Below are 24,180 nucleotides of genomic sequence, written 5' to 3'. Positions count from 1 at the left end.
TTTTAAAAGCGGAAATATTCCTCAGCATTCCGGTAACAAATCCCCTCGACAATCTTTCCTAAAAGCTCCATATCGTAAGGCGCTTCGCCTTGTTCCGCCCAGCTACCGATCAGCGTGCAGACAAGCCGCCTGAAGTATTCATGGCGGGGATAGGACAGGAAACTTCTTGAATCCGTCAGCATCCCGATAAAACGGCTGAACAGGCCCACGTTTGATAACGCTTTCATTTGCTGGAGCATTCCATCTTTCGTGTCATTGAACCACCAGGCTGTGCCGAATTGAATTTTCCCCGGTGTTTTCCCATCCTGAAAGCTGTTGATCATGCTGGCGATAATATAGTTGTCATTCGGATTCAAAGAATACAAAATCGTTTTAGGCAACTGCCGCTTTTTTTCGGCGGAATCTAACAGCCGGGCAAGCGGTTTTGCGATACGTTCATCATTAATTGAGTCATATCCCGTATCAGGACCGAGGCTGCTGAACTTATTTGTATTGGTATTTCTTAACGCGTTAATATGGAACTGCATCGCCCAGTCCAGTTCGGCGTAAAGACCGCAAAGATATTGCAGCGTCCGTGTTTTGAATTTCTTTTCATCTTCAAAAGACACATGCTCTCCGCTTAATCCGGCTGCAAAAATCCGGGCCGCTTCCTCTTCGGTCGTCTCGGCATAAACCATTTGATCTAACGCATGATCCGACACTCTTCCCCCGGCATTGTGAAAAAAGCGGACGCGGGATTCTAACGCATCTAAATACGATTGGTAGGTGGTGACAGCTATTCCGGAAGCGCTCTCCAGCGAACGGACCCAATCGGCAAAACCCGGGCTGCTGATGTCCAGTCCTTTGTCAGGCCGAAATCCGGGCAGCACTTGAACCGGAAAATCACTTTCTTTCAACAGTTCGTGGTATGTCAGCGCATCGGCAGGATCGTCGGTTGTGCAAATGACTTTGACATTTGATTTCAGAATGAGATCCCTTGCGCCAAACCCGTCTCCCTGCAGGAGCTCATTCGTTTTTTTCCAAATGGCCGCGGCCGTTTTTTCATTCAATACGTCATAAATGCCGAACCAGCGCTGCAGCTCTAAATGCGTCCAGCTGTACAGCGGATTGCCTATCGCCATCGGCACCGTTTTTGCCCAGGCGAAAAACTTCTCTTCATCTGAAGCGTTTCCGGTAATGCAGCGCTCTTCAATGCCGTTGGCCCTCATAATCCGCCACTTGTAGTGGTCACCGTAAAGCCATGCCTCCGTAATGGTTGCGAAGGTTTTATTTTCATAGATTTCCTTTGGGCTTAAGTGACAGTGATAATCAATGATCGGCATGTTTTCAGCGTATTCCCGGTACAGCTTTACGGCCGTTTTACTATCCAGTAAAAAATCATCACCCATAAAAGCTTTCACACTTTCATCCTCCCTCTTAAAAATGTTAACGTTAACAAAATGGTTCTTTTTTATTTTAGCTTCCTCTTTCTCACATATCAATCATTTTTATTTTATTTTTCAGAAAATTGTATCCGTTAACATTTTCATACAAAAAAAGACACTGCCGAGAAAGTCCGGCAATGTCTTCTGTGTGATCTTAAGGATTAGTAAGCGAGGCTGAATAATCCTTTGATATGTGTTAAATAACGTACGTTACTTGCTTCTTTCATTAAAGATGCCGGAAGACCTTTCAGCGGAGTAGAGTTCGCTCCGATGATGGCAACCGCGTCTTTACGTCCGAGGCTTGCAAGCGTACCAGAGTTTACAGGCTTGAATGTTTCAAGCGTTTTTCCTTCTAAGTAAGCGAACAGGTTGTAACCGACAAGTTCACCCATCTGCCAAGCGATTTGCGCTGTCGGCGGGTACGGACGGCCGTCCGGCGCAAAGTATACAGCGCTGTCTCCGACAACGAATACATCTTCGTGAGAAGTAGATTGTAAGAAATCGTTAACCGTCGCACGGCCGCGGTTCACTTCGAGGCCGGATTCGCCGACTAACGGGTTGCCTTGTACGCCGCCTGTCCATACAAATGTGTTGGCAACGACTTTTGAACCGTCTTTCAGATCAATAACGTTTCCTTCAACATTTGTAACAGGAAGACCTGTTAAGAACTCAACGCCGCGTTTTTCAAGACTTTTTGTCGCGCGTTCGATAAGGTCATCAGGAAGAACAGGAAGAATTTTCGGACCTGCTTCTACTAATTTCAGTTTGATTTCATTCGGATCTACGCCGTATTTTTTCGTAAGGTTCGGCATGATGTCAGCAAGCTCACCGACAAGCTCGACGCCTGTTAAGCCGCCGCCGCCGATAAGGATCGTTGCATCAGCTTCGTTTTTCGTTTTAGCGTATTCACGCACACGGTCTTCCACGTGTTTGTATACTTTGTTCGCATCAGCAGCAGATTTCAGCACCATGCTGTTTTCTTCGAGTCCAGGAATGCCGAAATAAGCCGTAACAGAACCAAGTCCGACAACAAGCGCGTCATAAGTCAGCTTAGAACCGTCAGAAAGGGCAACTTCTTTCTTATCAACTGAGAAAGAATTGACTTCTGCGATTTTAATGTCGACGTCTTTTCCTTTCAGAAGTTTTTCAAGCGGCATAGCAACAGCCTGTTCAGACACGTTGCCTGCTGCAAGGCGGTGCAGTTCTGTAATGATTTGGTGAGTCGGGTATTTGTTCACAACGGTTACGCGTGCTTCATCTTTACTGTAATGTTTGCGAACGGTTAAAGCAGAAAGAACTCCGCCGTAACCAGCGCCTAAAATGACAATATGTTTTGACATCGTATATCCTCCGTCCTTTATATCAATTTGAATCTGAGATTATTTTTGTTTTTCGTTCATGATTTCAAGATAGCTGTTAGCAAAACGGAACAGCTTTTGAGCTTGAGGATCTTTCAGCATGCGCAGCAGGCCGAAAAGTCCGATCGTTTCATTGCTTGCATCCGCGCGGTCTTTTGCTTCGATCGCAGTAGCCGCAACTTCTTTCGCTGTTTCTTTCACCGGCTCAAGAATTTCTGTAAGCGCACCCACTGTATCGCTCTTCAATACTTCGTCTGTCGCTACAGACTGTGCAAAATCATAAGACTTCGTTAAAATATTTACTAACTCAGTCAGTTTTGGAAGCTGATCCACTAAAACAGTCAGTGATTCTTGAACTTCAGGTTTTAGCAGCTGATCAATAAGATCGCGTTGGCCTTGGCTGACAGATGCATTTGTTTGATCGATTGTTTCTGGCATATCCGATTCTCCTTTACTATAAGCAGTATGCTGATTTTTTTTGGAAAGGGTAGCCTTTCCCCCTTCATGCAGAAAAGCATGAAAAAGCAAGATTGTGAATTCATGCACAATCATTTACAAAAATAAATGTTTACTACCCAGTTTTTCACTTTGCCATATCCAGTATTATTTTTATATCAACAAAAACAATTGAATAAGTCAAAATTTCTTTTTCCTCTCTGAAAATAGCAAACATAAAAAACCCCAATTTGATTTACTCTTATATAATAACACTTTTTGAACAAAATTTGAACGTGAATTGTTTCGTTTATGAAATTATTTATATGGCGGGGGTGTAATAACGTTTCTTTCAGGCTATTTTTTTACAGACCATCCGCTTTTCCCCTGTCATTTTTCCCACAATTTTAAAAGCGGGCCCGATTTTCCCGTAAAGGGGTCGCATTCCGGGAGCGGGACACGGCTGATTTCTTCTGAAGTTCTATCATCTTTTTCCGTTTTTGTATCGTACTGCCGGCCGCCCGGATAAGCCCCGATCACGGTAAAATCAGAACTGCCCGACAGTTTTTTATGTCCGGTGCCGGCCGGAATGACCGCTGCGTCTCCCATTTGAAGAACGGCGTCCGCTCCTTGTTCCCCGCCGAACCTCAAAACCGCGTTTCCTTTTACCGCGACAAGAACTTCGTGCGTGGTGCTGTGAAAATGGTGATACGGAAATACTCCGCCCGTCCAGCTGTTCGACCAATCGTGCCGGCGGAGGACGGACACTGCTTTCTGTACCGTTTCTTCATTAAATACCGCTTTATAAATAACAAGCGGAAGATTCGGGTTATTCGGAATGCAGCCGTCATCTTCGAAATAAAGCACTTGAATATCCTCTTTCTGCACTGTTTTCACCTCCGTATATGTCTGTTTCCCATTCATCATTTGTTAAAACGCTATTTTCTCATATTCCATTGCGAAGCCTGCCGGTGAATAGTATAGTATAAAAAAATATGTGTCAAAATGAGGGATTTAATGAAAGCCATCGTGATCGGAATATTGGCATCTCTGTTTTTTGCAGTCACCTTTATTTTAAACAGGGCGATGGAGCTTTCCGGCGGAAGCTGGATGTGGAGCTCTTCCCTGCGTTTTCTTTTTATGGTTCCGTTTTTATTTTTGATCGTTTATGCGAAAGGAAAATGGGCGCCGCTCTGGCATGAAATCCGAAAAAAACCGTTTTTTTGGCTGAAGTGGAGTTTTACCGGGTTCGTGCTGTTTTATGCCCCGATTACGTTTGCGGCGGCATATGGGCCGGGCTGGCTGATCGCCGGCACGTGGCAGATTACAATTGTCGCGGGTGTGCTTCTGTCGCCGTTTTTCTACGAAACAAAACATTCACCGGCGGGCTCGGTTTCTGTCAGACAAAAGATCCCGCTGATTTCGCTGGTTACTTCCGTCATCATCCTGATCGGAGCCGGTCTGATTCAGCTTCAGCATGCGGGTTCTCTGTCCGGCCGCACGATACTATTCAGCGTGGTGCCGGTCGTCATTGCCGCTTTTGCCTATCCGCTCGGCAACCGCAAAATGCTGGAACAATACGGCGGAAAACTCGATACGTTTCAGCGGGTGCTCGGCATGACGCTCGCAAGCCTTCCGTTTTGGCTTTTGATCGCCGCTTTCGGCTGGCATAGAGACGGGCTTCCCTCAATGGGACAGACATTCCAATCCTTTATCGTCGCACTCAGTTCTGGCGTTATCGCAACAGTATTATTTTTCCGCGCCACCGATATGGTGAGGAATGAGCCGCAGAAGCTCGCTGCTGTTGAGGCGACGCAGTCCGGAGAGGTTCTTTTTGCACTGATCGGCGAAATCGTCTTTTTATCCGCGGTGTTTCCGTCACTTCTTTCATTTGCCGGACTGTTCATTATTATTGCGGGAATGGTCATGCATACATTCGCTTCCCGGCAGACAGACCAGAAAACGGCTGAGCAAACGTCAGCCAATCTCACCGGTTCCTGATTTTTTTACGAAAGGTGTCATCCTGTATGAAAGAAGAAATTCCGGCAATATCTTTTCTGTCAGCCGGCAAACGCTTTGAACAAAACAATACGTCCTTTGATGTCCTAAGCCGTGTAACCGGACATATTCAAAAAGGTTCTATCACGGCGTTGATAGGGCCTTCCGGCGCGGGAAAAAGCACATTGCTGTCACTTTGCAATCTGATGAATACACCTGATGAAGGGGAAGTGCTTGTATTCGGAAAAGAAATAAGACACTGGGACATCAGAGAGCTCAGAAAAACCGCGGGCCTTGCATTTCAATCAGCTCCCGTCCTCGAGGGAACGGTGCGGGACAACCTTCTGCTCGCAGAAAAACTCCACGGGGCGCAGCACTATACGCCTGAAGAGCTCGCAGATTTTACAGATCTTCCGCGCGGGCTTCTGGATCGAAATGCAAAAGAATTATCCGGAGGTCAGCGGCAGAAGCTCTCATTAGCGCGAACTCTCGCCGGACTGCCGTCCATCCTGCTGCTTGATGAAATCACATCGGCGCTGGACCCGTCATCCGTTCTCACCATTGAGAAACTGATTACGAAACTCCATCGGCAAAAACAGCTGACGATCCTGTGGATCACCCATAACCTTGAACAAGCGGAACGGTTATCCGATACGGTATGGTTTATGGCTGAGGGACGGCTTTTAGAGACCGCGGAAACGAAAACGTTCTTTAAGGAACCGAAACACGAAAAGGCCCGGGCGCTTTTACAAGGGAGCGGGGGCTAATATGGATTACCTTTCTCTGTTACTAACAAGTATATTTGTCATTATCGCTTTATTCCTGTCTAAATCTTTTAAAGCCGGCGTCGAAAAGGATATGATCGTCGCAACCGTCAGGGCCGTCATTCAGCTGCTTATCATCGGCTATGTGCTGTCGCTGATTTTTCGCGGTGATCACCCGATATTTATCATATTAATGGTGCTTCTCATGCTCACGGCCGCTTCGCACAATGTCTCCAAACGGAAAAAAATGCGGATCGGCTCATTTTGGCGCGTTTTTCTGACACTGGCGATCGTGGAAGTTGTGACGCAGGGACTTTTACTGACCCTGCATATCATTCCGTTCACTTCAAGATATGTCATTCCGATAAGCGGCATGGTCATCGGAAACTCCATGGTGCTCTCAAGCCTGTTTTTAAACAAGCTCAGTTCGGAAGCGGATCTGCGGAAAGAAGAAATCCAGCTGATTCTCTCTCTCGGAGGAACGCCTAAGCAGGCCGTCCGGCAGATATTGACGTCCAGTATGAAGCTCAGTATGATCCCGACGCTTGAAAGCCAGAAAACATTGGGTCTCGTTCAGCTTCCCGGCATGATGACGGGGCAGATTTTAGCGGGGGCTGATCCGATACAGGCGGTGCGCTTTCAGCTGCTGATCGTTTTTACAACGATGGCCTCCGCTCTTCTTACATGTATCATACTCAGCGCCTTGACATATCCTTCCCTTTTCACGGAACACTGGCAATTAAAAAAATTCAGCAGGGAAGCGTAGGCTTTTTTCCCTGCTGAATGATGGTTTATGACAAGGTCAGAGATTCATAGTAACGGGATAATTCAATAATCATCGCTCCCATCCGCTCAATGTCCGGAGCAAGGACCCTCTTTACCCCTTCATCCCGGATCGCTTCAGCCGTCACTTTGCCGACTGCGGCGGCAAGCACATGTTTTTCGAATGCCTGCTGCAATTCTTTTGTGAACCCTTTTTCTTTTGCATAATCAAAGAGAGAGCGCACTTGAATGGCTGTCGTAAAACATACGGCATCGACCTCTCCGTTTAACAGCTCTCCCAGCAGTTTATCGACCGTCTCCCTTTCAGGCGGAATATGCTGATACGGCAGAACAGGGAATACCTCCGCTCCGTTTTTCTCAAGGAACTCCGTTAAGACCGGCGCTTTTTCACCATGAAGCTGTATCATGACTTTTTTATCTTTAAAGTCAAATCGTTCCAAGGAGCGGATCAGCCCTCTTGTTGTACCGTCTTCATCTGAGGCATGCGGCGTGATGCCGAGCTTTTTTAAGGCCGCATATGTTTTATAGCCTCTGCAGCCGATTTTCGCTTCATGAACGGCCGCTAAAAATTCTTCTTTCAGACCGATTTTTTCTGATACCGACAATAACGTTTCCGTACCGATGCCTGTGGTGAATATCACCCAATCGGCTTTTTGCCCGGCAAATGTTCTTACGTCGGGTTCAATTTGATCCTCCGCCAGGTATACGGTTCCTTGGAGGGAACGGACGACTGCCGTTCCGCCCTGCTTTTCTATTAATTTTGTGATCTCTTCTGTTTTCCGCGAACCGCCGATGGCAATCCGTTTCCCGTTCAATCCTTTTCCCATCGCTGTTTTCTTCTTCCCTTCAGATGCCGGGCGCCCTATGGCAGGCCGTCATTTATTTCTATTATTGTTACGCAATCAGCCGGGAAAATCAAGCTATGCTCCCGTTGAATCCCCCGTGCAGTTGCTGTATCATTAACCGGGCAGAACGATTTGATTCGCGGAGGGACTTTCAATCATGGAAACAAAAAAAGAGTTCGAGACAAAAGGATACGATACTTCGGTCATTTATGAGTTCAATGAATATCCTGATGTTCACAGCGGCCGATGTGACAATTGCGACTACACGCTGTTTAAAAGTTCAGTGAAGGGCGGAAAATTTTTGAGGGAATGCCGGAGATGCGGCATGAAGAAAAATATATAACAAAACAGGCAGCCGTCTTCCGGTGCGCTGCCTGTTTCTCAATCAATTTTCGACGGCCGCCGTTTTCAAAAATTCTTCAATGGCGTAAACAGCCTGTTTGGGGCCGCCGGTTTCTTCTATTTTCTGCTGCATACTTTTCACGCGGCTGAGGATGTTCTTATCGCCGTATACGTTCTGAACGTCTTTTTGCAAACGGGCCACAGTGACTTCTTTCGGCGGCAGATGCACGCCAAGCCCCAATTCATCCACACGCTTTGCGGTGACCTCTTGTTCGTGCATTTGCGGAACGACAACGAGCGGGACACCCGCATTCATCGCTTCCATTGTACTGTTCATCCCGCCGTGAGATACGAACAGCTTTGCTTTCTCCAGCACATCAAGCTGAGGAACGTGCTGGCGGATGATAAAGTGATCGGGGACATCCGAAAAACTTTCCGGATCAATTGTTGTGCCGACTGACATAATAACCCGCCAGTCCGAGTCCCGAAACGCGTCAATACACATCCGGTAAAATTCAGGCCAGGCGTTAAACGCCGTTCCCAGTGAGATGAGCATAAGCGGACGGTCATCGGCTGCATCAATTTCCAGACTTCCCGTATTTGTGCGTTCTCCAAGAGACGGACCCGCAAAACAGAATCGTTCATCAAAGGTTTCCTGTTTCGGCTGAAAGGCCCTTGGCATAAAGACAATATTCAGTTTTTCAGGCATAAAAAATTCTTCCATTGTCATCCGTTTCAATTGTTCATTTTCAATCTGCTCCTGATATTCTTCTATCGCCTGTTTGGCCGCTTCCAGTGTTTCTTCGTCTCTTCCTAATTGAAAATACTCATTCATTGCATAGCTCGGGCAGAACTTTACGGCCGGGATGCCGCCATTATCCGCAAACAATTTTCCGGCAAGAGCTAAAAAATCAAACAGGACGATGTCAGGAAGGTCGTCTTTGTACAGCTCTTCCAACTGCGGAAGCACTTCAACCGCTTCTTCCAGAAACATCACAAACGCGTCATTTTTATTTACCCGTTCTTTTATCGTCTCCGGGTCCGCCTTTATGCTTGTGCGGTATAAAACGGGAATGGCGCCCGTTTTGGCAACGGAAGCTTCAAATTCCTCAGTCGTAGCGAATGTCACTTTATACCCGCGATTGACAAGTTCCTCGGCTACAGGCAGCGTGGGATTGACATGACCGTGAGCGGCCACATTAATTATGGCGATGTGTGTTTTTCTCATCTTTTTTCTTCTCCCTCATTTTCGTTTATCTCCGCTTCTAAAGACTCCAGCCCGTACATGACACTGTTTCGGATCGGCTCAATCCCGACAGGCTCAAGGTGTGAAAAGGTTTTTACAATTCCTTTCAGCGCGGCTTCCGCTTCAAGTCTGGCAAGCGGAGCGCCTAAGCAGAAGTGTACGCCGAATCCGAAGGAAAGGTGCGGATTCGATTGGCGATGAATATCAAATACGCCCGCCTTCTCAAATTTGTTTTCATCACGGTTGGCAGATGCAACGTAGCAGAGAACGATCTCCCCGCTTTTCAAGCGGCGTCCGCGCAATTCAGTGTCGTGCCGGACCGTCCTTCTGACAAACGGAGCGGGAGCGCGAAAACGCAGCGTTTCTTCCACCGTTTTCGCGATGAGAGATGGGTCCTGTCTCAGCTCTTCATAAAGGCCGGGCGTTTCTAATATGCTGTAAACCGCATTTGAAATGAGATTAGTCGTTGTTTCATTTCCCGCCACTAAAAGCAGGTTGCAAAACGGGATCAGATCTTCTGCCGTGAGCTTCTCTCCCTCTTCTTCCTCTTTTATCAAAATAGAAATAATGTCTTGGCCGGGCTTTTTTCGTTTGCTTTCTATTATTTCCGCAAAAAACGCCGCCAGCTCCGCCTCACATTGGTCACGTTCCTGCTGATTTTTCTCCGCCGCTTCAGGACTCGCATCTTTCGGCATGCTGACGAGAATGTCCGACCATTTTTTAAACTGATCCATACGTTCGGACGGAACGCCTAATAATTCTGAAATCACCATGACCGGCAAAGGGTAAGAGAGATCTTTAACGATATCAATCCGCCCTTTGTTCTTTGCCTGTTTTAGGAGATGATCGGTAATGTCTTTAATTCGCGGCTCCCATCCCTTCAAGACGCGGGGAGTGAAAGCGCGATTGACGGCAGATCTGATTTGGGTATGCTTCGGCGGGTCCATATTCAGCATGGACTTTGCAATCGAGCTTTTCACATCAGTCATGAGGCTTGAGAACGTCTCTTTATCACTGATGACTTTTTTGACATCATCGTATAAAAACACACTCCAAACCTTCGTTTCTTCATCAAAGTGTATAGGGCTTTCCCGTCTCATTTTTTCGTACCAAGGAAAAGGGTTGTATACGTCCAGGCCGTTTTTTCCTTTCATCAGGGTTCTTTGGATGGCTTGTCTCGTGCTCCTCAGCTTACTCATGTTTCATCACTCCTGATTGTTTCATATTTGAATAGTTGACGTACCTTGAATTTTATCCTAGCACATATTTTCAATTTTTTTCTATTCATAACCTGAACTATTAACATAACACAACAAAAGTCATAAATCCGGAGGTGAAATTTCTCCCAAGAAAACAGCAGAAGCGCACAAAAAACCCGAGCCTTCGGCCAGGCTCGGGAGATATGTTCACTCATTCGTCTGCGGTTTCTGGTGCTGCTTTTGGTCTTCAGGAGGCTGCGTATTTCTTTCCATATCGTCCGTATCAGCGCCCATGCCTTTCAGGAAAGAAAACAGCAGAGTGACGGCCTTGTTGATTTCCGGGTCTTTTAAAGCGCGGACGATATCAAAATACCCCGTCTTCCTGCCGCTGTCTTTTTCCTCGACGGCCTTTGTGACGCCCGCATTGATTTTAACGATAAACGGCTCAAGCTGTTTTACATCGAGCATGCCGAGAACGCCGCTTAACAGCAGGAGATTTTTCAGCATATTGGCCGTTTCCGGAGTATTCGCCTTCTTCACGAGGATATCCATCACTTTGTCTCCCTGGCCGAAGAGCCCGCGCAGAAGCGCCAAAACGCCGCGCTCGTTCATGTGCTGAAGAATGTGCAGAGATTCCAAAATCGCGTCTTTATTTCGTAAAAGAGCCGTCTCGATCTCTTCTAAGTCTTTTTTTCGTTTGTCTTCTTCTGTGACGGTCTGTTTTCGGATGCCGCTGATTGCTTTAGCCATTTTACTGTTTCCCCCTTTTTACGGCGTCTCCCGGAAATACATAATCTTTACGCGCCCATTTCCGCTCAACCCGGACACCGATCTGCGGCTGCGGGTTTCCGTAACGGAAATTGATTTTCGGCAGCGGATTAACGCCTTCTTTTTTCAAAATCTCCATCTTCGCTGATGTTTCTTTATAAGCCGGTGTATCGGTATCCTTATCCGCATAGCTGCTTGTCAAAAGGTTAATGGCGGCGTCTTTTGAATCGTTCATCGGGAGATAGACTTGTTTGCCTTTTACCCTGTCTGTGATGACGCATTTGACTTTCACATTTCCGTACGGTGATGTCAGACGGACAAGCGTTCCGTCTTCCAGCCCTCTTTCTTCGGCGAGTTCGGGCGAGACCTCAAGGAACACACTCGGTGTTTTTTCGGATATTCCTTTTGATCGGTAAGTCAGATTTCCTTCGTGAAAATGCTCGAGCAGCCGCCCGTTATTCACATGGATATCATATTCTTCACCAAATTCTTTCGGCTCGGTCCACTGAACGGGATATAAAATCGCTTTGCCGTCTGAAAACGGGAACTTATCCGTAAATAAAAGCGGTGAATCGGTTCCGTCCGCTGCAACCGGCCATTGCAGTGAATTGTAGCCTTCGAGACGTTCGTAAGTGACGCCTGCGTAGAGCGGCGAAAACATTGCCGCTTCTTCCATAATGTCTGCCGGATGTTCATAGTGCCAATCAGCGCCCAGACGGTTGGCGATGTCCGTAATAATCTGCCAATCAGGCTTTGAATCGCCCAGCGGTTCAAACACTTCGTAAAGGCGCTGCACCCTCCGTTCCGTATTCGTAAACGTCCCTTCTTTTTCAAGGCTCGGGCTTGCCGGAAGCACGACATCGGCGAACTCGGCCGTACGCGAAAGAAAGATATCCTGCACAACGAAGAAATCAAGCTTTTCAAATGCGGCATGAACATGGTTAATATTGGAGTCGACAAGCCCCATTTCTTCTCCTTTTAAGTACATGGACTTCAGTTTTCCTGAGTGGATGCCTTCGATCATTTCATGATTTGTCATTCCGATTTCTTTCGGCAGGTCTGTTCCCCAACCCTGTTCATACTTTTTGCGGGCTTTTTCATCCGTTACTTTTTCATAGCCGGGGAAGCTGTCAGGCATACTGCCGAAATCACTGGCTCCCTGCACGTTATTATGGCCCCGAAGCGGATATGAGCCTGCGCCGGGCTTGCCGTAATTTCCGGTCACAAGAAGCATGTTGGAAATGGCCGTGCTCGTATCACTTCCTCCGATATGCTGGGTGACACCCATCGCCCACAGTGCGCACACGCTGCCGGCTTCATGAATCATCCGGGCCACTTTGATTAGGGTATCCTTGTCCACACCGGTATGTTTTTCCGCATATTCCATTGTATAAGGTTCAAGGCTTTTCACGAATTCATCTAATCCGTTCACTCTCTCCTTCAGAAATGCAGTATCCGCCAAATCGTGATCAAGCAGATATTTCGATACGGCATTCAGCCAGACGATATCTGATCCGGCACGCGGCTGGAAAAACACATCGGAGCGCTCGGCCATTTCATGTTTTCGCAAGTCAGCGACGACGAGCTTCTGTCCGTGCAGCTTATGAGAACGTTTAATGCGTGTGGACAGGACGGGGTGAGACTCAGACGTATTTGAACCGATAATCAACACGAGCTCAGCTTTTTCTATATCTGTAATCGACCCTGAATCACCGCCGTATCCGACCGTTCTGAACAATCCCGCCGTGGCGGGAGACTGGCAGTAGCGTGAGCAGTTGTCGACATTATTTGTGCCGATGACAGCTCTTGCAAGCTTCTGCATCACGTATGATTCTTCATTCGTGCATTTGGAAGATGTGATAAAGGCAAGTGCATCCGGGCCGAAATGTTCTTTTATATCGGTAAATTTATCAGCGATCAGCTGCAGCGCTTCATCCCATTCCGCCTCCCGAAACGAGTCTCCTTCCCGGATAAGCGGTTTAGTAAGGCGCTTTTCACTATTGACGAAATCCCAGCCGAATTTCCCTTTCACACACGTCGAAATGCCATTTGCGGGCGCCTCGGCCTGAGGCTCAACCTTTAAAATGTCTCTTCCTTTCGTCCATATATCAAAACTGCAGCCGACACCGCAGTAAGTGCATACGGTTTTCGTTTTTTTGATTCTTTCATCCCGCATGGCCGATTCCATGTCCGATATGGCCAAAATCGATCCGTACCCGGTTTCGACCCCTTTTGTGATGTCAATCATCGGCCGAAGCGTCTCTTGGTTAATGCCTGTTAAATACCCCGCTACGCCTTCCATGCCTTTTTCCATCATGGCATTGCACGGACATACCGTCGAGCAATGTCCGCAGGAAACACATGATGATTCATTGATCGGCACATCCTGATCCCAAATGACCCGCGGGCGTTTCCTCTCCCAATCAATGCTTAACGTTTCGGTTACCTGTACGTCCTGACAGGCTTCGACGCAGCGTCCGCATAGGATGCACTGATCGGGATCATATCGGTAAAACGGATTTGATTCATCTTTAGGATACGGTTTTTGATCGAACGGAATGCTTTGATGATTGATTTTCATTTCCTTTACGGTATTATGTACTTCGCAGCTCCCATTGTTGTAATCACAGACCGTGCAGTACAATTCATGGTTGTGCAAAATGTTGTCCATGCCGATAATCTGCGCTTTTTTTACATCGGACGAAAGCGTATCGATGACATCTCCGTCCTTTATTTGCGCGGAACACGAACGCACCAGTTCCCCGTTAACATTGACGATACAGGTATCGCACGTTTCAATCGGCCCGAGACTCGGGTGATAACACACGTGCGGCACGTCAATTGAACTATTGTTCAAAAGCTGCAATACGGTTTGGCCGTCCGGCGCTTCCATTTCAACCCCATTGATTGTAACCTTCTTTGTATCAGCCATTTTCTTTTCCCCTTTCTGTACCCCTCTATACATCCTCTATGATTCCCAGCAGGCCTTTCACTAAAACATCTCGTTTATCTCAGGAAACATACGGGTATGAGCGGTAAAAAGGAGGCGTTCACATATGTTGAAGAAAAAAACACTCGTCACGGGATTATCGGCAGTGATGCTCACGGGATGCGCATTCGGCGCAGAAGCATTTTCGGATACACAGCCCATCCATGCCGCAGCCGCTTCAAAAACGGAAAACCAACGTGCACAAGAACTGGTGAACAGCCTTTACCAATCGGCGTTTAAAGGGGAAATGCCGCAACATGTGAAAGGCCTGAAAATCAACCAAAGCACAAGACAGGACGTTTACGATAAAATCGGCGAGCCGGAACAAAAAGCAGACAGCCGCAATCCATTTGATTTATACAGCTGGAACATGGGAAACCCCGGTTATGGATTTTCCTATCATAAAAACGGAAAAATCTCGGAAATACGCTATTTCGGAACAGGGGTCGAGCGGCGCTTAAACCTCGGAAGCGTCACACCTGACGTCTTAAGCAAACAAATCGGCAGCGCTGACAAAATCCTGACAGTGCCAAAAACGGGCGAAACAGATTACGTCTACCATACGGGGCAGTATGAGCTCCGCTTCGTCATCGGCAGTGACCAAAAAGCAGACCACGTCAACCTAAAAGCCAGATAACGCAAAAAAGCGGCCTCCCGGGCCGTTTTTTCATAGACAGCTTCTCCGTCGTTCCTTACAATACATGGGAGTACAAAAAAAGGGGAACAGTGTGAAGTGATTAGACATCCATTGACATACGGAATATGTACCGTTTTTATCATCGCCCTCGGTTTGCTGTCCAGAACCGCATACATCACCGCCCTATTGCCCGGCATCATAAACGCTTATTTAGGAGATGCCTTGTGGGCGGCAATGATTTTTACAGGATTCGGGCTTTTCTTTCGGCACATCCGGACGGAAACAGCCGCATTTTTGAGCCTCTCGTTTTGCTGTCTGATTGAATGCAGCCAGCTGTATCACGCGCCTTGGATTGACGCAATCAGAAGCAGCACGCTCGGCGGGCTGATCCTCGGCTGGCAATTTGTCTGGAGTGACATTTTTGCCTATACTCTCGGGGTATGCGCTGCCGCACTTTTAGAATGGGCCGTAAAAAGAAACCGCCAGTCCCCTTCATAATCGGAGCACGCCGCCGATATGAAGGGATAAGGAGGTGGAAGCTATGGATATCCCTGCGTTATCAATCGCTATGCACCAGGCATCTCTGGCGCAGAATGTAAATATCGCTTTAACAAAAACGGTCATACAGCATGCACAGGCTGCGGCGGAAGAAACAGTGAAAATGCTGCCGTCCCAGCACCCGACTGCCGGACATTCAATTGATGTGAAAGTGTAAAAAAAGATGCCGGATGAGAACCGGCGTCTTTTTTTTGCCCGTTGTACGTACACCATACCGGGCATACAGGAATAAGGTAAACGGAACCAACATTTGAAAAGGAGGTTTTCCTCTTGTACGATCCTTTCTATCATGAATACACAGCCGAGAGCCACGAACGGGTGCCATATCATTATCCGCGGCCGCCTTATTATTTCCCCAGACCATATCCATACTATCCGCGGCCGCCTTATTATTTCCCCAGACCGTATCCATACTATCCGCGGCCGTATATCCCGTTCTATCCCTGGTATTAATGTTTGAAAAGAAATGACTGCAGACAGGAGGCTTCTCCTGTCTGCTATTCAACTTTGACCGACAGAATATACGGGAGAGCTTGAACTTTTTCCATTACCGCCGCTTTCCCGCTTTTGCTTTTCACCCTTCCCTTCACTTCAAGCACCGCCTTATTCAATTCATAGGACGTAATAAGAATTCCTTTTTCCTCAAGAGAAGTTAAAATATCATGCATGACGGCTTTCTCCTCAATCCTGAAACTGACAGACAAAGAATGCGCCGCCGGTTTAAACAGAAAATTTAACAGTTCAAGCCCGATTAACGCCAAAATCGTGCCGCTGATGCCGATGACATACATACCCGCCCCGATCGTCAGCCCGATCCCCGACGTAGCCCAAATCCCCGCGGCCGTCGTAAGCCCCCGCACGACATGCCGCTGCAAAATAATCGTGCCGGCTCCTAAAAATCCGACGCCGCTGACGACCTGCGCCGCCACCCGGCTAGGATCAAAGGACGTATGGCTGTTGGATAACAAATCAAAAAAGCCGTATTTAGAAACGATCATCATCAAGGCGCTGCCGACGGCCACTAAAAAATGCGTCCTCAAACCGGCTTCCTTCGCCCTGAATTCTCTCTCCAATCCAATAAGAGCCCCAAGCAGACCCGCAACCGCCAGACGAATCACAAAATCAAGTTCCATCCGTCTCTCTCCTTTCCTTATCTTCTTACCCGCTTTTTATCCCCCGTATCTTTTTCAATCAGCACAGGACTGCTCAGCTGAAAAAAAACTGCATTTGAATATATACTTTGGTTCTTTATCATATTGTCAGTTCTCTTATTTATATGCGGAAGGTATCAAGCTGACGTTTCTAAAATAAGGAAAATAACTTATTGAGAGTATATTAAACAAGTTTATTCGTTGAAGCTGCGGCCGCTTGTCTCTTCCAATCTTCTAAAAACAGAACAAATGCTGCTCCCTCATGCTCAAAAATTGCTTTCAATTCACAAATATATATCGTAATATAAGATATAATCTTATTAAACGATAGAAGGTGGATGATGATGTCAAACGAAATCATGCGATTAAATGACCTCTGGACAGATATTTACTACCGGCTCCGTAATCAGCACCATGAAAAAATCACTCACCAAGGTGTACGGATTCTGCAAGTCATTCAAAAAGAGAAGGCAGTCGGAATAAAAGACATTGCCGAAGCGATTCAAGTATCACATAATACCGCTTCGGAACATATAAAGCGGTTACTGCAGAAAAAGTACGTTTATAAAACCAGAAGTGTTGAGGATGAGCGGAAAGTCATTTTAAAACTTACCAGTTTGGGGGCGGATGTCCTTTACCGGCATTCCGGTCTTGATGAAGAAAAGCTTAAACAGCTTCTTTTTGACAGCATGAATAATGAAGAAAGAACACTTGTCTTAAAAGCATTCAGTTTGATGAAGGAGCGTGCTGAAGATGTTTACGATCGTTAAAATCACTGTCTCCGCTGCTATTATTGGGATTATCACTGAAATATCAAGAAGAAGCCCGAGTTATGGAGGTATTATAGCGGCTTTACCAATTGTCAGTATGCTGAGCATGGTTTGGCTGTACATCCAAGGCGAAACGAAGGAGACATTAAGTCATTTTGCATTCAGCGCGGCTTCCGGCATCCCCTCCACAGTCATTATGCTGGTCATTATCGGCATCGCCCTTCGCCATTCTCTGTCTTTCATTGCCGCATCAGGGCTTGGACTTACGGGATGGCTGGTTTTCTTGTATGCTCAGGATTTTATCGTAAAACATATAAACAGTCAGCAATAAGCACCTTAGCGCTTCTTTGTAAATACGAGGAATTAAAAAAACAGGGATACCCCTGTCTTAAAAGTGACTCCGATTAAAAAGCGAAACCCCTTTCTTCACGAGAAGCAGACACCGCCGAACACAAAAACATCCCGTGTTGCGAACGGAGTCCGCAGCCTGTACAGCCATATCGGCATAAAAAACCGGCTGATCTCTCAAACAGAATGTCCGGCAATCACCTCAAAAAACGAGGTGAAATCTGTCAGTATCCCGTCATCCGCCAGCTGCTTTTCTTCAAATAGCGCGCGGTTTTTTCCGAGCGGGTCAATGGCCATAATCTTGCCTGCACCTGCTTTTTTCGCCGCTGTGAGCCCCGAAAAGGCATCTTCAATGACTAAGCATTCTTCAGGTCTGAGGCCTAACTTTTCCGATGCGATGAGAAAAATATCCGGCGCCGGTTTTCCGGGGAAGCTCCCGTCATCAAACGTGACTTTGATAAAATCAAACCACCGATCCAACTGAAAGACGTCAAAGTAAAACTCGACATTTTCCTTTACCGTAGCCGTGGCAATGGTCATTGGCGTTTCTGATTTTTTCAGATGGTTCAATACGCCGGTCAGTCCCTTCGTCAGCTTTAACTCATCTTTGTTTTCAAGGCATAATTCTCTGTAGTAGGCTTCTTTTTCAAAAGACAGCTTCTCGATTTCTTCATTTGTTAAATCGCCGGAAATAAAATACGTCAGGATTTCACTGTTTGTTCTCCCGTGAATGTTAACGAAAATGTCTTCATCAGAAATGGTTTTCGGCGCGTATTTTTTCACCATGAAAAACCATGCTTTTTCGTGCAGATGCGAATCTTGAAACATCGTGCCGTTGAAATCAAAAATAACCCCTTTCATCGAACCGCCCGCCTTTTTTATTTTTTTGCGATTTTGACATCTACATATTGCTCGTAATGAATTTGAACATCTTTCATCACTTTATCATCCGTAATCAGATAATCCATATCATGCAAGTTATAGAACACGTAAAAATCTTCCCGGTTGAATTTTTTATTATCCGCCAGTAAAAATTTCGTCCGCGAATTATTCAGCGCGATTTGATGGGCTTCCCCTTCTTCAATGCTGTAAGAAGAAATCTCATCATTATGTATGCCGTTTGCGCTGATGAAAGCTTTCGTAAAATTGAATTTCTGCAGATTGCCGTTCACGATGGGTCCGACGAAGGCACCGGTATTTTTTCGGAAATCGCCGCCAATCAGGATGGTATCCGCAGTGTCACCATGTTTTAAAATATCAAATACGGGATAGTTGTTTGTGATAATCCTGATTCGCTTATGCAGCAGGTGTTTGGCTAAAAGTTCAATCGTCGTGCCGGGCCCTAAAAAAACGGTATCGCCGTCATTTACATATGAAGCTGCGAGTTCCGCGATTTTCTCCTTCTCATCCATTTGAACACCCAGTTTTTCATTATGCGATAATTCGTGATCAATGGAATAAGATATGCTCTGTGCGCCTCCGTGAATACGTACGATTTTTCCGGCCTTATCCAGCTCGTCCAGATCTCTTCTCACTGTCATATCAGAAACATCCAGTTCATCGATAATATCACTCACCGTAATAAACCCCCGCGAGTTTACGATATCGATGATTTTTAAAAGACGCTCTTTTTTTAACATGTTCAATCATCCCCTCAACTTTACACACAATCTAACACATTGCGGCAATCCGGTCAACAAAAACAAACACTAACAAACAACATAATCAACATATAAAACAACGAAAAACTTATATAACCTCTATGAAAACAGATGTTATTTCTTTATGAAGCTATTGACAACAAAAATGTATGCGTTTACTATTAAACAAAAGATAACAATTACGAACATTAACAAACTTCAATTCACACATTGGCGAAGGAGGATTCAGTAATGCACAAATTACCTCATGACTTTATTTTCGGCGGGGCGACTGCGGCATATCAAGCGGAAGGCGCCACAAAAGAAGGCGGCAAAGGGCCTGTAGCCTGGGATGAATTTCTTGAAAAACAGGGAAGATTCAGCCCTGATCCGGCAAGTGATTTTTACCGTCAGTTTCCGGAAGATATTAAACTATGTGAAAAATTCGGAATAAACGGCATCCGCCTTTCTATAGCCTGGACGAGAATTTTCCCTGACGGCACGGGCAAAATCAATCAGGAAGGTGTTGATTACTATCATCGTATTTTCTCAGAGTGCCATAAACGCAACGTCACCCCTTTTGTCACGCTGCATCATTTCGATACACCGAAAGGATTATTTGATCAGGGAGATTTCCTCAACCGCGCTGCAATAGAAGCGTTTGTCAGCTATGCGGAATTTTGCTTTAAAGAATTCAGCGAAATCAGATATTGGAGCACGTTTAACGAAATTTATCCCACAGCCACCAACCAGTATTTACTCGGGGTTTTTCCGCCATCTATTAAAAGTGATATCACAAAAGTCATTCAATGCCTCCATCACATGATGGTAGCGCATGCGATGACCGTCAATCTTTTTAAAGACGGCGGCTATCCGGGTGAAATCGGTGTCGTTCACTCATTAGAAACAAAATATCCCGCCAGCGACTCAGAAGATGACCGCCACGCCTGTTTTCTGGATGACGCGTTATCAGTGAGATTCCTCCTCGACGCCACCTACCTCGGCTATTATTCTGAGGAAACCATGCGGGCTCTGGATGAAATCTGTGAGGCAAACGGCGCTTCATACGAGTTTTCAGACAGTGACTTTGACGTGATGAAAAAAGCTTCAACGCGCAATGATTATCTCGGCATCAATCATTATCAATGCCATTTCGTCAAAGCGTACGACGGAGAAACCGTTATTCACCATAACGGAACGGGCGATAAGGGCACTTCGGTCTATAAAGTAAAAGGAATCGGCGAAAGAATTTACAAAGAAGGCCTGAAGCGGACCGATTGGGACTGGCTCATTTATCCTGAAGGCATGTATGACATGCTGATGCGCATCAAACGGGACTATCCGCAATATAACAAAATTTACATTACCGAAAACGGCATGGGCTATAAAGATGAGTTTGAAGACGGCATCATTATGGATAAGGCAAGAATCGACTATTTAAAAGTCTATTTAGAAGCCGTCAGTAAAGCGATTACCGACGGGGTCAACGTAAAGGGGTACTTCTTATGGTCCTTAATGGATTTATTTTCATGGACCAACGGCTACAACAAACGTTACGGTCTTTTTTACGTCGACTTTGACACCCAAAAACGGTATCCGAAAGAATCGGCCTACTGGTACAAACTTGTAAGTGAAACAAAAACAATCATTTAACGATCATACATGGTGAAAAGAGTCTCTTTTCATCATGTGTGCCGTCTTTAGGAGGTTTTTTTCATGACAAAGGAAGAATTGCAGATGCTCGGTTTTGAAATCGTCGCCTATGCCGGCGACGCCAGAAGCACTTTATTGAAAGTCCTGAAAGAAGTCCGTGCCGGAAACTTCGAAAACACGGAAGCAGCATTGAAAAGCGCCGATGAAAATTTAACCCTCGCCCACAATGCGCAAACGAAAATGTTAGCTGAAGAAGCTGACGGCAAGGACATGGAATTAGGATTTATTTTCGTTCACGGTCAGGACCACTTGATGACAACCCTTTTGCTCCGTGATCTTATTCAGGATTTTATAGAACTCTACCGAAGCCGCCGATAAGGAGTGGAAAAATGAACGGTATCATCAAGCAAATCGAAAAGGGAAAACCGTTTTTTGAAAAAATCTCAAGAAACATTTATTTAGGCGCGATCCGCGACGGCTTCTTAACTGCCATGCCTGTTATTTTATTCGCCAGCATTTTTATCCTCACCGCCGCTGTGCCGGAAGTGTTGGGTTTCACTTGGCCTAAAAGTGTTTCTGAATGGCTTTGGAAAGTTTATAACTATTCAATGGGCGCCCTCGGTCTGATCGTTGCGGCAACAAGTGCGAAATGCCTGAGTGAATCAATGAACCGAAAAATGCCTAAAAACAAAGGGATCAACCCCGTTTCAGCGATGCTTGCTTCAGTCGTCGGATTTCTCATTTTAAGCGTCACTCAAATCGACGGCGGATTCTCGACGGAATACCTCGGCACAAAAGGTCTTTTAGCCGCTTTTGTATCCGCTTTCATAACAGTGAACGTTTACAGATTCTGCGTGCTGAAAAATATTACGATTAAAATGCCTAAAGAAGTACCGGGTACCATTTCACAAACATTTAAAGATGTTTTTCCGTTCGCTTTTTCCGTTTTGGCTATGGTGATCGTTGATTTATTGATCAGGAATACGCTGAACGTATCGTTTGCAGAGGCTCTCTCCTCTCTCTTATCGCCGTTTTTTACCGCCGCAGACGGTTATCTTGGGATTTGTGTCATTTGGGGAATGATGGCGCTGTTCTGGTTTGTCGGCGTTCACGGGCCTTCTATTGTGGAACCGGCCATCGCAGCTATTATTTACGCAAATGTGGAGGCGAATCTTCAGCTTCATAATGCCGGCGAGCAAGCGTCCAACGTGCTGACCGTCGGACTCGGGAACTTCGTCGGCACAATGGGAGGAACCGGCGCAACCCTTGTTGTTCCGTTTATCTTTCTTCTTTTCGCGAAATCCAAGCAATTGAAAGCAGTCGGAAAAGCATCCGCGATTCCGGTGTCTTTCGCAGTAAACGAACCTCTTCTCTTTGCTGCGCCGATCATTTTAAATCCTTATTTTTTCATTCCGTTTGTTGTAACGCCGATGGTGAATGTCTGTCTGTTTAAATTTTTCGTGGATGTCATCGGAATGAACAGTTTTATGTATGTTCTTCCGTGGGCCACTCCGGCGCCCGCCGGCTTGATTCTCGGAACCGGCATGGGGCTCTCGGCTTTTGTGCTGACAGCTGTATTAATCATTGTCGATTTCCTGATATACCTGCCATTCTGCAAAGCTTATGACAAAGTATTAGCGGCGAAAGAAGCCCAACACACCGAGCCTGAAAGCGCGCCGCAAACATTACAGCCCGCCATGGCCGGCGCCTCCGAAGACGCGGCCTCCGTCATCAGCACAAATCTTCAGGAATCCTCATCCGCCTTGGAACACAGCACCAATGTGTTAGTGCTGTGCGCCGGAGCGGGAACGAGCGCCATGCTTGCGAACGCACTGACAGAAGGAGCCGAAGAATATAACGTGCCGATTACCGCCTCAGCAGGCGCCTACGGTTCCCATTACGACATCATGAAAGACTTCGATATGATCATTTTGGCTCCGCAAGTCGGCTCTTATTACGATGACATTAAAGAAGATGCGGATCGCCTGCAAGTGAAACTCATCGCAACGAAAGGAGCGGAATATATCAGTCTCACCAGAAATTCACAAAAAGCCATTCAGTTCATACTGGAGCATACCTCAAAATAGAATCGGGGGTTTATCATGGATGCAAAACTTTTGAAATTAAGATTCGAAGACGTTTTCAAGAGAAGTAACGGAGAACTGTTTTTCGCACCCGGCCGGATCAACCTGATCGGGGAACATACGGATTATATAGGCGGCCACGTTCTCCCCTGCGCGATTACGATCGGAACATATGCCGTATGCGCAAAACGCGGAGATCATCAGATCCGGTTATACTCAGAAAACTTTCCTGACAGCGGCATTGTCTGCCTTGATCTTTCCGCCACAGCATACAAAAAAGAAGACGGCTGGGCCAATTATCCGAAGGGGATGATCCATTACCTTCTTGAAGCCGGCGGCCAAATAGACAGCGGAATGGATATTCTTTTTCACGGTACGATTCCAAACGGAGCCGGTTTAAGCTCCTCCGCTTCTATTGAAATGTTAACCGGCTCCATTTTAAGAAAGTTATTCAGCCTGGATGTTTCCGATACTGAACTGGCGCTTATCGGAAAAAGAGTCGAAAATGAATTTATCGGCGTGAATTCAGGCATTATGGATCAATTCGCAGTGCAAAAAGGCAAAAAGAACATGGCTATTCTGTTAAACTGCGATAAGCTTGAGCACGAAATGATTCCGGCTGCTTTTAACGGATATAAAATCGTCATTATGAATACGAACAAGCGCCGGGAGCTGGCGGCTTCAAAATATAATGAACGCCGCAGCGAATGCGACGAGGCTCTCTCGGAACTGCGGCAATATCGGAATATCGCATCACTTGCGGAATTGACGGCAGAAGAATTCAACGAACTCGAATCCCTTCTCTCCTGTGAAACTTTGCGTAAAAGAGCCCGGCACGCGGTCAATGAAAACGAGCGGACCCTCTCAGCCGCGGAAGCTCTCAAATCGAATGATTTGAAAACGTTCGGCGAGCTGATGAATGCGTCCCACCGTTCTTTACGCGATGATTATGAAGTGACCGGTGACGAATTAGACGCGCTCGCTGAAGCAGCCTGGAAAGAAGGAGCACTCGGAGCGCGGATGACGGGCGCGGGGTTCGGCGGCTGCGCCATAGCCATTGTGGAAAGTGAAGAAACCGCCGGCTTTATCCGGGCCGTTTCATCTCACTACTGCAGCAGGACAGGTCTTGAAGCTTCTTTTTACATCGCGGATATAAGCGATGGCGCTGCTGAATGGAGGGAAAACTAA

25 protein-coding genes and 1 pseudogene are annotated in these 24,180 nt (G+C 46.4%); 14 read left to right on the top strand and 12 right to left on the bottom strand.

The genetic code is table 11. From position 1 onward, the window contains the following. Nucleotides 1-2: 2 nt before the first annotated feature. The 4 genes from uxaC to J6600_RS06235 all read right to left on the bottom strand — a co-directional run bounded on the left by uxaC (nucleotide 3) and on the right by J6600_RS06235 (nucleotide 4,105). The gene (gene uxaC / locus J6600_RS06250; RefSeq protein ID WP_209388132.1) at nucleotides 3-1,400 is read right to left on the bottom strand and encodes a glucuronate isomerase; all 1,398 of its coding nucleotides are present in this window, start codon (nucleotides 1,398-1,400) and stop codon (nucleotides 3-5) included. 185 nt (nucleotides 1,401-1,585) lie between these two features. Then, entirely contained in the window at nucleotides 1,586-2,764 is a 1,179-nt protein-coding gene (locus J6600_RS06245) for an NAD(P)/FAD-dependent oxidoreductase (protein WP_209388131.1), read from the bottom strand. Nucleotides 2,765-2,803: 39 nt separating this feature from the next. Further along, complete coding sequence (locus tag J6600_RS06240) at nucleotides 2,804-3,220, bottom strand: DUF1641 domain-containing protein (RefSeq protein ID WP_003154908.1); 417 nt, start codon at nucleotides 3,218-3,220, stop codon at nucleotides 2,804-2,806. A 387-nt stretch (nucleotides 3,221-3,607) separates the two neighbouring features. After that, entirely contained in the window at nucleotides 3,608-4,105 is a 498-nt protein-coding gene (locus tag J6600_RS06235; protein ID WP_209388130.1) for a cupin domain-containing protein, read from the bottom strand. 129 nt (nucleotides 4,106-4,234) lie between these two features. Between J6600_RS06235 and J6600_RS06230 the strand changes: the two genes are divergently transcribed. The 3 genes from J6600_RS06230 to J6600_RS06220 are packed head-to-tail and all read left to right on the top strand — an operon-like array spanning nucleotide 4,235 to nucleotide 6,745. Then, nucleotides 4,235-5,218 (top strand): DMT family transporter, encoded by a 984-nt coding sequence (locus tag J6600_RS06230; protein WP_053285039.1) that lies wholly within the window; start codon nucleotides 4,235-4,237, stop codon nucleotides 5,216-5,218. A gap of 26 nt (nucleotides 5,219-5,244) precedes the next feature. Further along, entirely contained in the window at nucleotides 5,245-5,982 is a 738-nt protein-coding gene (locus J6600_RS06225; RefSeq protein WP_209388129.1) for an ABC transporter ATP-binding protein, read from the top strand. Nucleotide 5,983: 1 nt separating this feature from the next. Next, on the top strand, nucleotides 5,984-6,745 hold the full coding sequence (locus tag J6600_RS06220; protein ID WP_021494044.1) for an ABC transporter permease: 762 nt from the start codon (nucleotides 5,984-5,986) through the stop codon (nucleotides 6,743-6,745). A gap of 25 nt (nucleotides 6,746-6,770) precedes the next feature. On the opposite strand, the gene J6600_RS06215 is transcribed toward J6600_RS06220, so the two are convergent. After that, a complete protein-coding gene (locus J6600_RS06215) occupies nucleotides 6,771-7,589 on the bottom strand; it encodes a uroporphyrinogen-III synthase (RefSeq protein ID WP_021494045.1) in 819 nt (272 codons plus the stop codon). 175 nt (nucleotides 7,590-7,764) lie between these two features. On the opposite strand from J6600_RS06215, the gene J6600_RS06210 reads away from it, so the two are divergent. Next, nucleotides 7,765-7,950 carry a DUF8096 family protein gene (locus J6600_RS06210; protein WP_003154919.1) on the top strand — a complete coding sequence of 62 codons (186 nt, stop codon included), beginning with the start codon at nucleotides 7,765-7,767 and terminating at the stop codon, nucleotides 7,948-7,950. A gap of 42 nt (nucleotides 7,951-7,992) precedes the next feature. Here J6600_RS06210 and J6600_RS06205 read toward each other — a convergent pair whose 3' ends face one another. The 4 genes from J6600_RS06205 to fdhF all read right to left on the bottom strand — a co-directional run bounded on the left by J6600_RS06205 (nucleotide 7,993) and on the right by fdhF (nucleotide 14,094). Beyond that, nucleotides 7,993-9,177, bottom strand: a complete 1,185-nt coding sequence (locus J6600_RS06205) for a macrolide family glycosyltransferase (RefSeq protein WP_209388128.1) — start codon at nucleotides 9,175-9,177, stop codon at nucleotides 7,993-7,995. Beyond that, nucleotides 9,174-10,394, bottom strand: coding sequence for a cytochrome P450 (locus J6600_RS06200; protein WP_209388127.1), 1,221 nt, complete (start codon nucleotides 10,392-10,394; stop codon nucleotides 9,174-9,176). The genes J6600_RS06205 and J6600_RS06200 overlap by 4 nt, the downstream gene beginning before the upstream one ends. A 207-nt stretch (nucleotides 10,395-10,601) precedes the next feature. Next, nucleotides 10,602-11,144 carry a helical membrane plugin domain-containing protein gene (locus tag J6600_RS06195; protein ID WP_012117344.1) on the bottom strand — a complete coding sequence of 181 codons (543 nt, stop codon included), beginning with the start codon at nucleotides 11,142-11,144 and terminating at the stop codon, nucleotides 10,602-10,604. 1 nt (nucleotide 11,145) lies between these two features. Continuing rightward, nucleotides 11,146-14,094 carry a formate dehydrogenase subunit alpha gene (gene fdhF, locus J6600_RS06190; RefSeq protein ID WP_209388126.1) on the bottom strand — a complete coding sequence of 983 codons (2,949 nt, stop codon included), beginning with the start codon at nucleotides 14,092-14,094 and terminating at the stop codon, nucleotides 11,146-11,148. A gap of 124 nt (nucleotides 14,095-14,218) precedes the next feature. Between fdhF and J6600_RS06185 the strand changes: the two genes are divergently transcribed. The 4 genes from J6600_RS06185 to J6600_RS06170 all read left to right on the top strand — a co-directional run bounded on the left by J6600_RS06185 (nucleotide 14,219) and on the right by J6600_RS06170 (nucleotide 15,799). Beyond that, nucleotides 14,219-14,788 (top strand): YjgB family protein, encoded by a 570-nt coding sequence (locus tag J6600_RS06185; protein ID WP_209388125.1) that lies wholly within the window; start codon nucleotides 14,219-14,221, stop codon nucleotides 14,786-14,788. A 96-nt stretch (nucleotides 14,789-14,884) separates the two neighbouring features. Further along, a complete protein-coding gene (locus tag J6600_RS06180; protein WP_014417497.1) occupies nucleotides 14,885-15,286 on the top strand; it encodes a ribosomal maturation YjgA family protein in 402 nt (133 codons plus the stop codon). A gap of 43 nt (nucleotides 15,287-15,329) precedes the next feature. Beyond that, nucleotides 15,330-15,503, top strand: coding sequence for a YjfB family protein (locus J6600_RS06175; protein ID WP_209388124.1), 174 nt, complete (start codon nucleotides 15,330-15,332; stop codon nucleotides 15,501-15,503). 113 nt (nucleotides 15,504-15,616) lie between these two features. Beyond that, complete coding sequence (locus J6600_RS06170; RefSeq protein WP_072177299.1) at nucleotides 15,617-15,799, top strand: hypothetical protein; 183 nt, start codon at nucleotides 15,617-15,619, stop codon at nucleotides 15,797-15,799. Between the two features lie 283 nt (nucleotides 15,800-16,082). Here the strand turns inward: J6600_RS06170 and J6600_RS19805 are convergent. Then, nucleotides 16,083-16,479 (bottom strand): annotated as a pseudogene (locus tag J6600_RS19805) (MgtC/SapB family protein); the annotation flags it as partial. Nucleotides 16,480-16,841: 362 nt separating this feature from the next. On the opposite strand from J6600_RS19805, the gene J6600_RS06160 reads away from it, so the two are divergent. After that, nucleotides 16,842-17,267: a MarR family winged helix-turn-helix transcriptional regulator gene (locus J6600_RS06160; RefSeq protein ID WP_209388329.1), complete on the top strand. Its 426-nt coding sequence runs from the start codon at nucleotides 16,842-16,844 to the stop codon at nucleotides 17,265-17,267. Then, nucleotides 17,251-17,598: a DUF3147 family protein gene (locus tag J6600_RS06155; RefSeq protein WP_209388123.1), complete on the top strand. Its 348-nt coding sequence runs from the start codon at nucleotides 17,251-17,253 to the stop codon at nucleotides 17,596-17,598. Before J6600_RS06160 ends, J6600_RS06155 begins: the two co-directional genes overlap by 17 nt. Nucleotides 17,599-17,792: 194 nt before the next feature. Here J6600_RS06155 and J6600_RS06150 read toward each other — a convergent pair whose 3' ends face one another. Together J6600_RS06150 and J6600_RS06145 are read right to left on the bottom strand one after the other, a co-directional pair. Further along, entirely contained in the window at nucleotides 17,793-18,476 is a 684-nt protein-coding gene (locus J6600_RS06150; RefSeq protein ID WP_209388122.1) for an HAD family hydrolase, read from the bottom strand. A 17-nt stretch (nucleotides 18,477-18,493) separates the two neighbouring features. Continuing rightward, nucleotides 18,494-19,255: a DeoR/GlpR family DNA-binding transcription regulator gene (locus J6600_RS06145; RefSeq protein ID WP_022553515.1), complete on the bottom strand. Its 762-nt coding sequence runs from the start codon at nucleotides 19,253-19,255 to the stop codon at nucleotides 18,494-18,496. A gap of 252 nt (nucleotides 19,256-19,507) precedes the next feature. Here J6600_RS06145 and lacG point away from each other — a divergent pair, with 252 nt between their 5' ends. The 4 genes from lacG to J6600_RS06125 all read left to right on the top strand — a co-directional run bounded on the left by lacG (nucleotide 19,508) and on the right by J6600_RS06125 (nucleotide 24,180). After that, the gene (gene lacG / locus J6600_RS06140; RefSeq protein ID WP_209388121.1) at nucleotides 19,508-20,908 is read left to right on the top strand and encodes a 6-phospho-beta-galactosidase; all 1,401 of its coding nucleotides are present in this window, start codon (nucleotides 19,508-19,510) and stop codon (nucleotides 20,906-20,908) included. Nucleotides 20,909-20,971: 63 nt separating this feature from the next. Next, nucleotides 20,972-21,286: a PTS sugar transporter subunit IIA gene (locus J6600_RS06135; protein WP_007407323.1), complete on the top strand. Its 315-nt coding sequence runs from the start codon at nucleotides 20,972-20,974 to the stop codon at nucleotides 21,284-21,286. Between the two features lie 11 nt (nucleotides 21,287-21,297). Further along, complete coding sequence (locus J6600_RS06130) at nucleotides 21,298-22,995, top strand: PTS lactose transporter subunit IIBC (RefSeq protein ID WP_209388120.1); 1,698 nt, start codon at nucleotides 21,298-21,300, stop codon at nucleotides 22,993-22,995. A 15-nt stretch (nucleotides 22,996-23,010) separates the two neighbouring features. Further along, a complete protein-coding gene (locus J6600_RS06125) occupies nucleotides 23,011-24,180 on the top strand; it encodes a galactokinase (RefSeq protein ID WP_209388119.1) in 1,170 nt (389 codons plus the stop codon).

Source organism: Bacillus sp. LJBV19 (assembly GCF_017797845.1).
GTDB lineage: Bacteria > Bacillota > Bacilli > Bacillales > Bacillaceae > Bacillus > Bacillus velezensis.
Note: the sequence above shows the minus strand (reverse complement) of the source record. Positions and strands in the feature narration are given on the sequence as shown.

What these genes read in the sequence shown, in the direction of transcription:
- fdhF (WP_209388126.1), bottom strand. Translation starts at nt 14,094, where the DNA reads ATGGCTGATACAAAGAAGGTTACAATCAATGGGGTTGAAATGGAAGCG.
- J6600_RS06150 (WP_209388122.1), bottom strand. Translation starts at nt 18,476, where the DNA reads ATGAAAGGGGTTATTTTTGATTTCAACGGCACGATGTTTCAAGATTCG.
- J6600_RS06125 (WP_209388119.1), top strand. Translation starts at nt 23,011, where the DNA reads ATGGATGCAAAACTTTTGAAATTAAGATTCGAAGACGTTTTCAAGAGA.
- J6600_RS06210 (WP_003154919.1), top strand. Translation starts at nt 7,765, where the DNA reads ATGGAAACAAAAAAAGAGTTCGAGACAAAAGGATACGATACTTCGGTC.
- J6600_RS06220 (WP_021494044.1), top strand. Translation starts at nt 5,984, where the DNA reads ATGGATTACCTTTCTCTGTTACTAACAAGTATATTTGTCATTATCGCT.
- J6600_RS06175 (WP_209388124.1), top strand. Translation starts at nt 15,330, where the DNA reads ATGGATATCCCTGCGTTATCAATCGCTATGCACCAGGCATCTCTGGCG.
- J6600_RS06245 (WP_209388131.1), bottom strand. Translation starts at nt 2,764, where the DNA reads ATGTCAAAACATATTGTCATTTTAGGCGCTGGTTACGGCGGAGTTCTT.
- J6600_RS06145 (WP_022553515.1), bottom strand. Translation starts at nt 19,255, where the DNA reads ATGTTAAAAAAAGAGCGTCTTTTAAAAATCATCGATATCGTAAACTCG.
- J6600_RS06205 (WP_209388128.1), bottom strand. Translation starts at nt 9,177, where the DNA reads ATGAGAAAAACACACATCGCCATAATTAATGTGGCCGCTCACGGTCAT.
- J6600_RS06130 (WP_209388120.1), top strand. Translation starts at nt 21,298, where the DNA reads ATGAACGGTATCATCAAGCAAATCGAAAAGGGAAAACCGTTTTTTGAA.
- J6600_RS06225 (WP_209388129.1), top strand. Translation starts at nt 5,245, where the DNA reads ATGAAAGAAGAAATTCCGGCAATATCTTTTCTGTCAGCCGGCAAACGC.
- J6600_RS06195 (WP_012117344.1), bottom strand. Translation starts at nt 11,144, where the DNA reads ATGGCTAAAGCAATCAGCGGCATCCGAAAACAGACCGTCACAGAAGAA.
- lacG (WP_209388121.1), top strand. Translation starts at nt 19,508, where the DNA reads ATGCACAAATTACCTCATGACTTTATTTTCGGCGGGGCGACTGCGGCA.
- J6600_RS06185 (WP_209388125.1), top strand. Translation starts at nt 14,219, where the DNA reads ATGTTGAAGAAAAAAACACTCGTCACGGGATTATCGGCAGTGATGCTC.
- J6600_RS06160 (WP_209388329.1), top strand. Translation starts at nt 16,842, where the DNA reads ATGTCAAACGAAATCATGCGATTAAATGACCTCTGGACAGATATTTAC.
- J6600_RS06155 (WP_209388123.1), top strand. Translation starts at nt 17,251, where the DNA reads ATGTTTACGATCGTTAAAATCACTGTCTCCGCTGCTATTATTGGGATT.
- J6600_RS06200 (WP_209388127.1), bottom strand. Translation starts at nt 10,394, where the DNA reads ATGAGTAAGCTGAGGAGCACGAGACAAGCCATCCAAAGAACCCTGATG.
- J6600_RS06215 (WP_021494045.1), bottom strand. Translation starts at nt 7,589, where the DNA reads ATGGGAAAAGGATTGAACGGGAAACGGATTGCCATCGGCGGTTCGCGG.
- J6600_RS06135 (WP_007407323.1), top strand. Translation starts at nt 20,972, where the DNA reads ATGACAAAGGAAGAATTGCAGATGCTCGGTTTTGAAATCGTCGCCTAT.
- J6600_RS06240 (WP_003154908.1), bottom strand. Translation starts at nt 3,220, where the DNA reads ATGCCAGAAACAATCGATCAAACAAATGCATCTGTCAGCCAAGGCCAA.
- J6600_RS06230 (WP_053285039.1), top strand. Translation starts at nt 4,235, where the DNA reads ATGAAAGCCATCGTGATCGGAATATTGGCATCTCTGTTTTTTGCAGTC.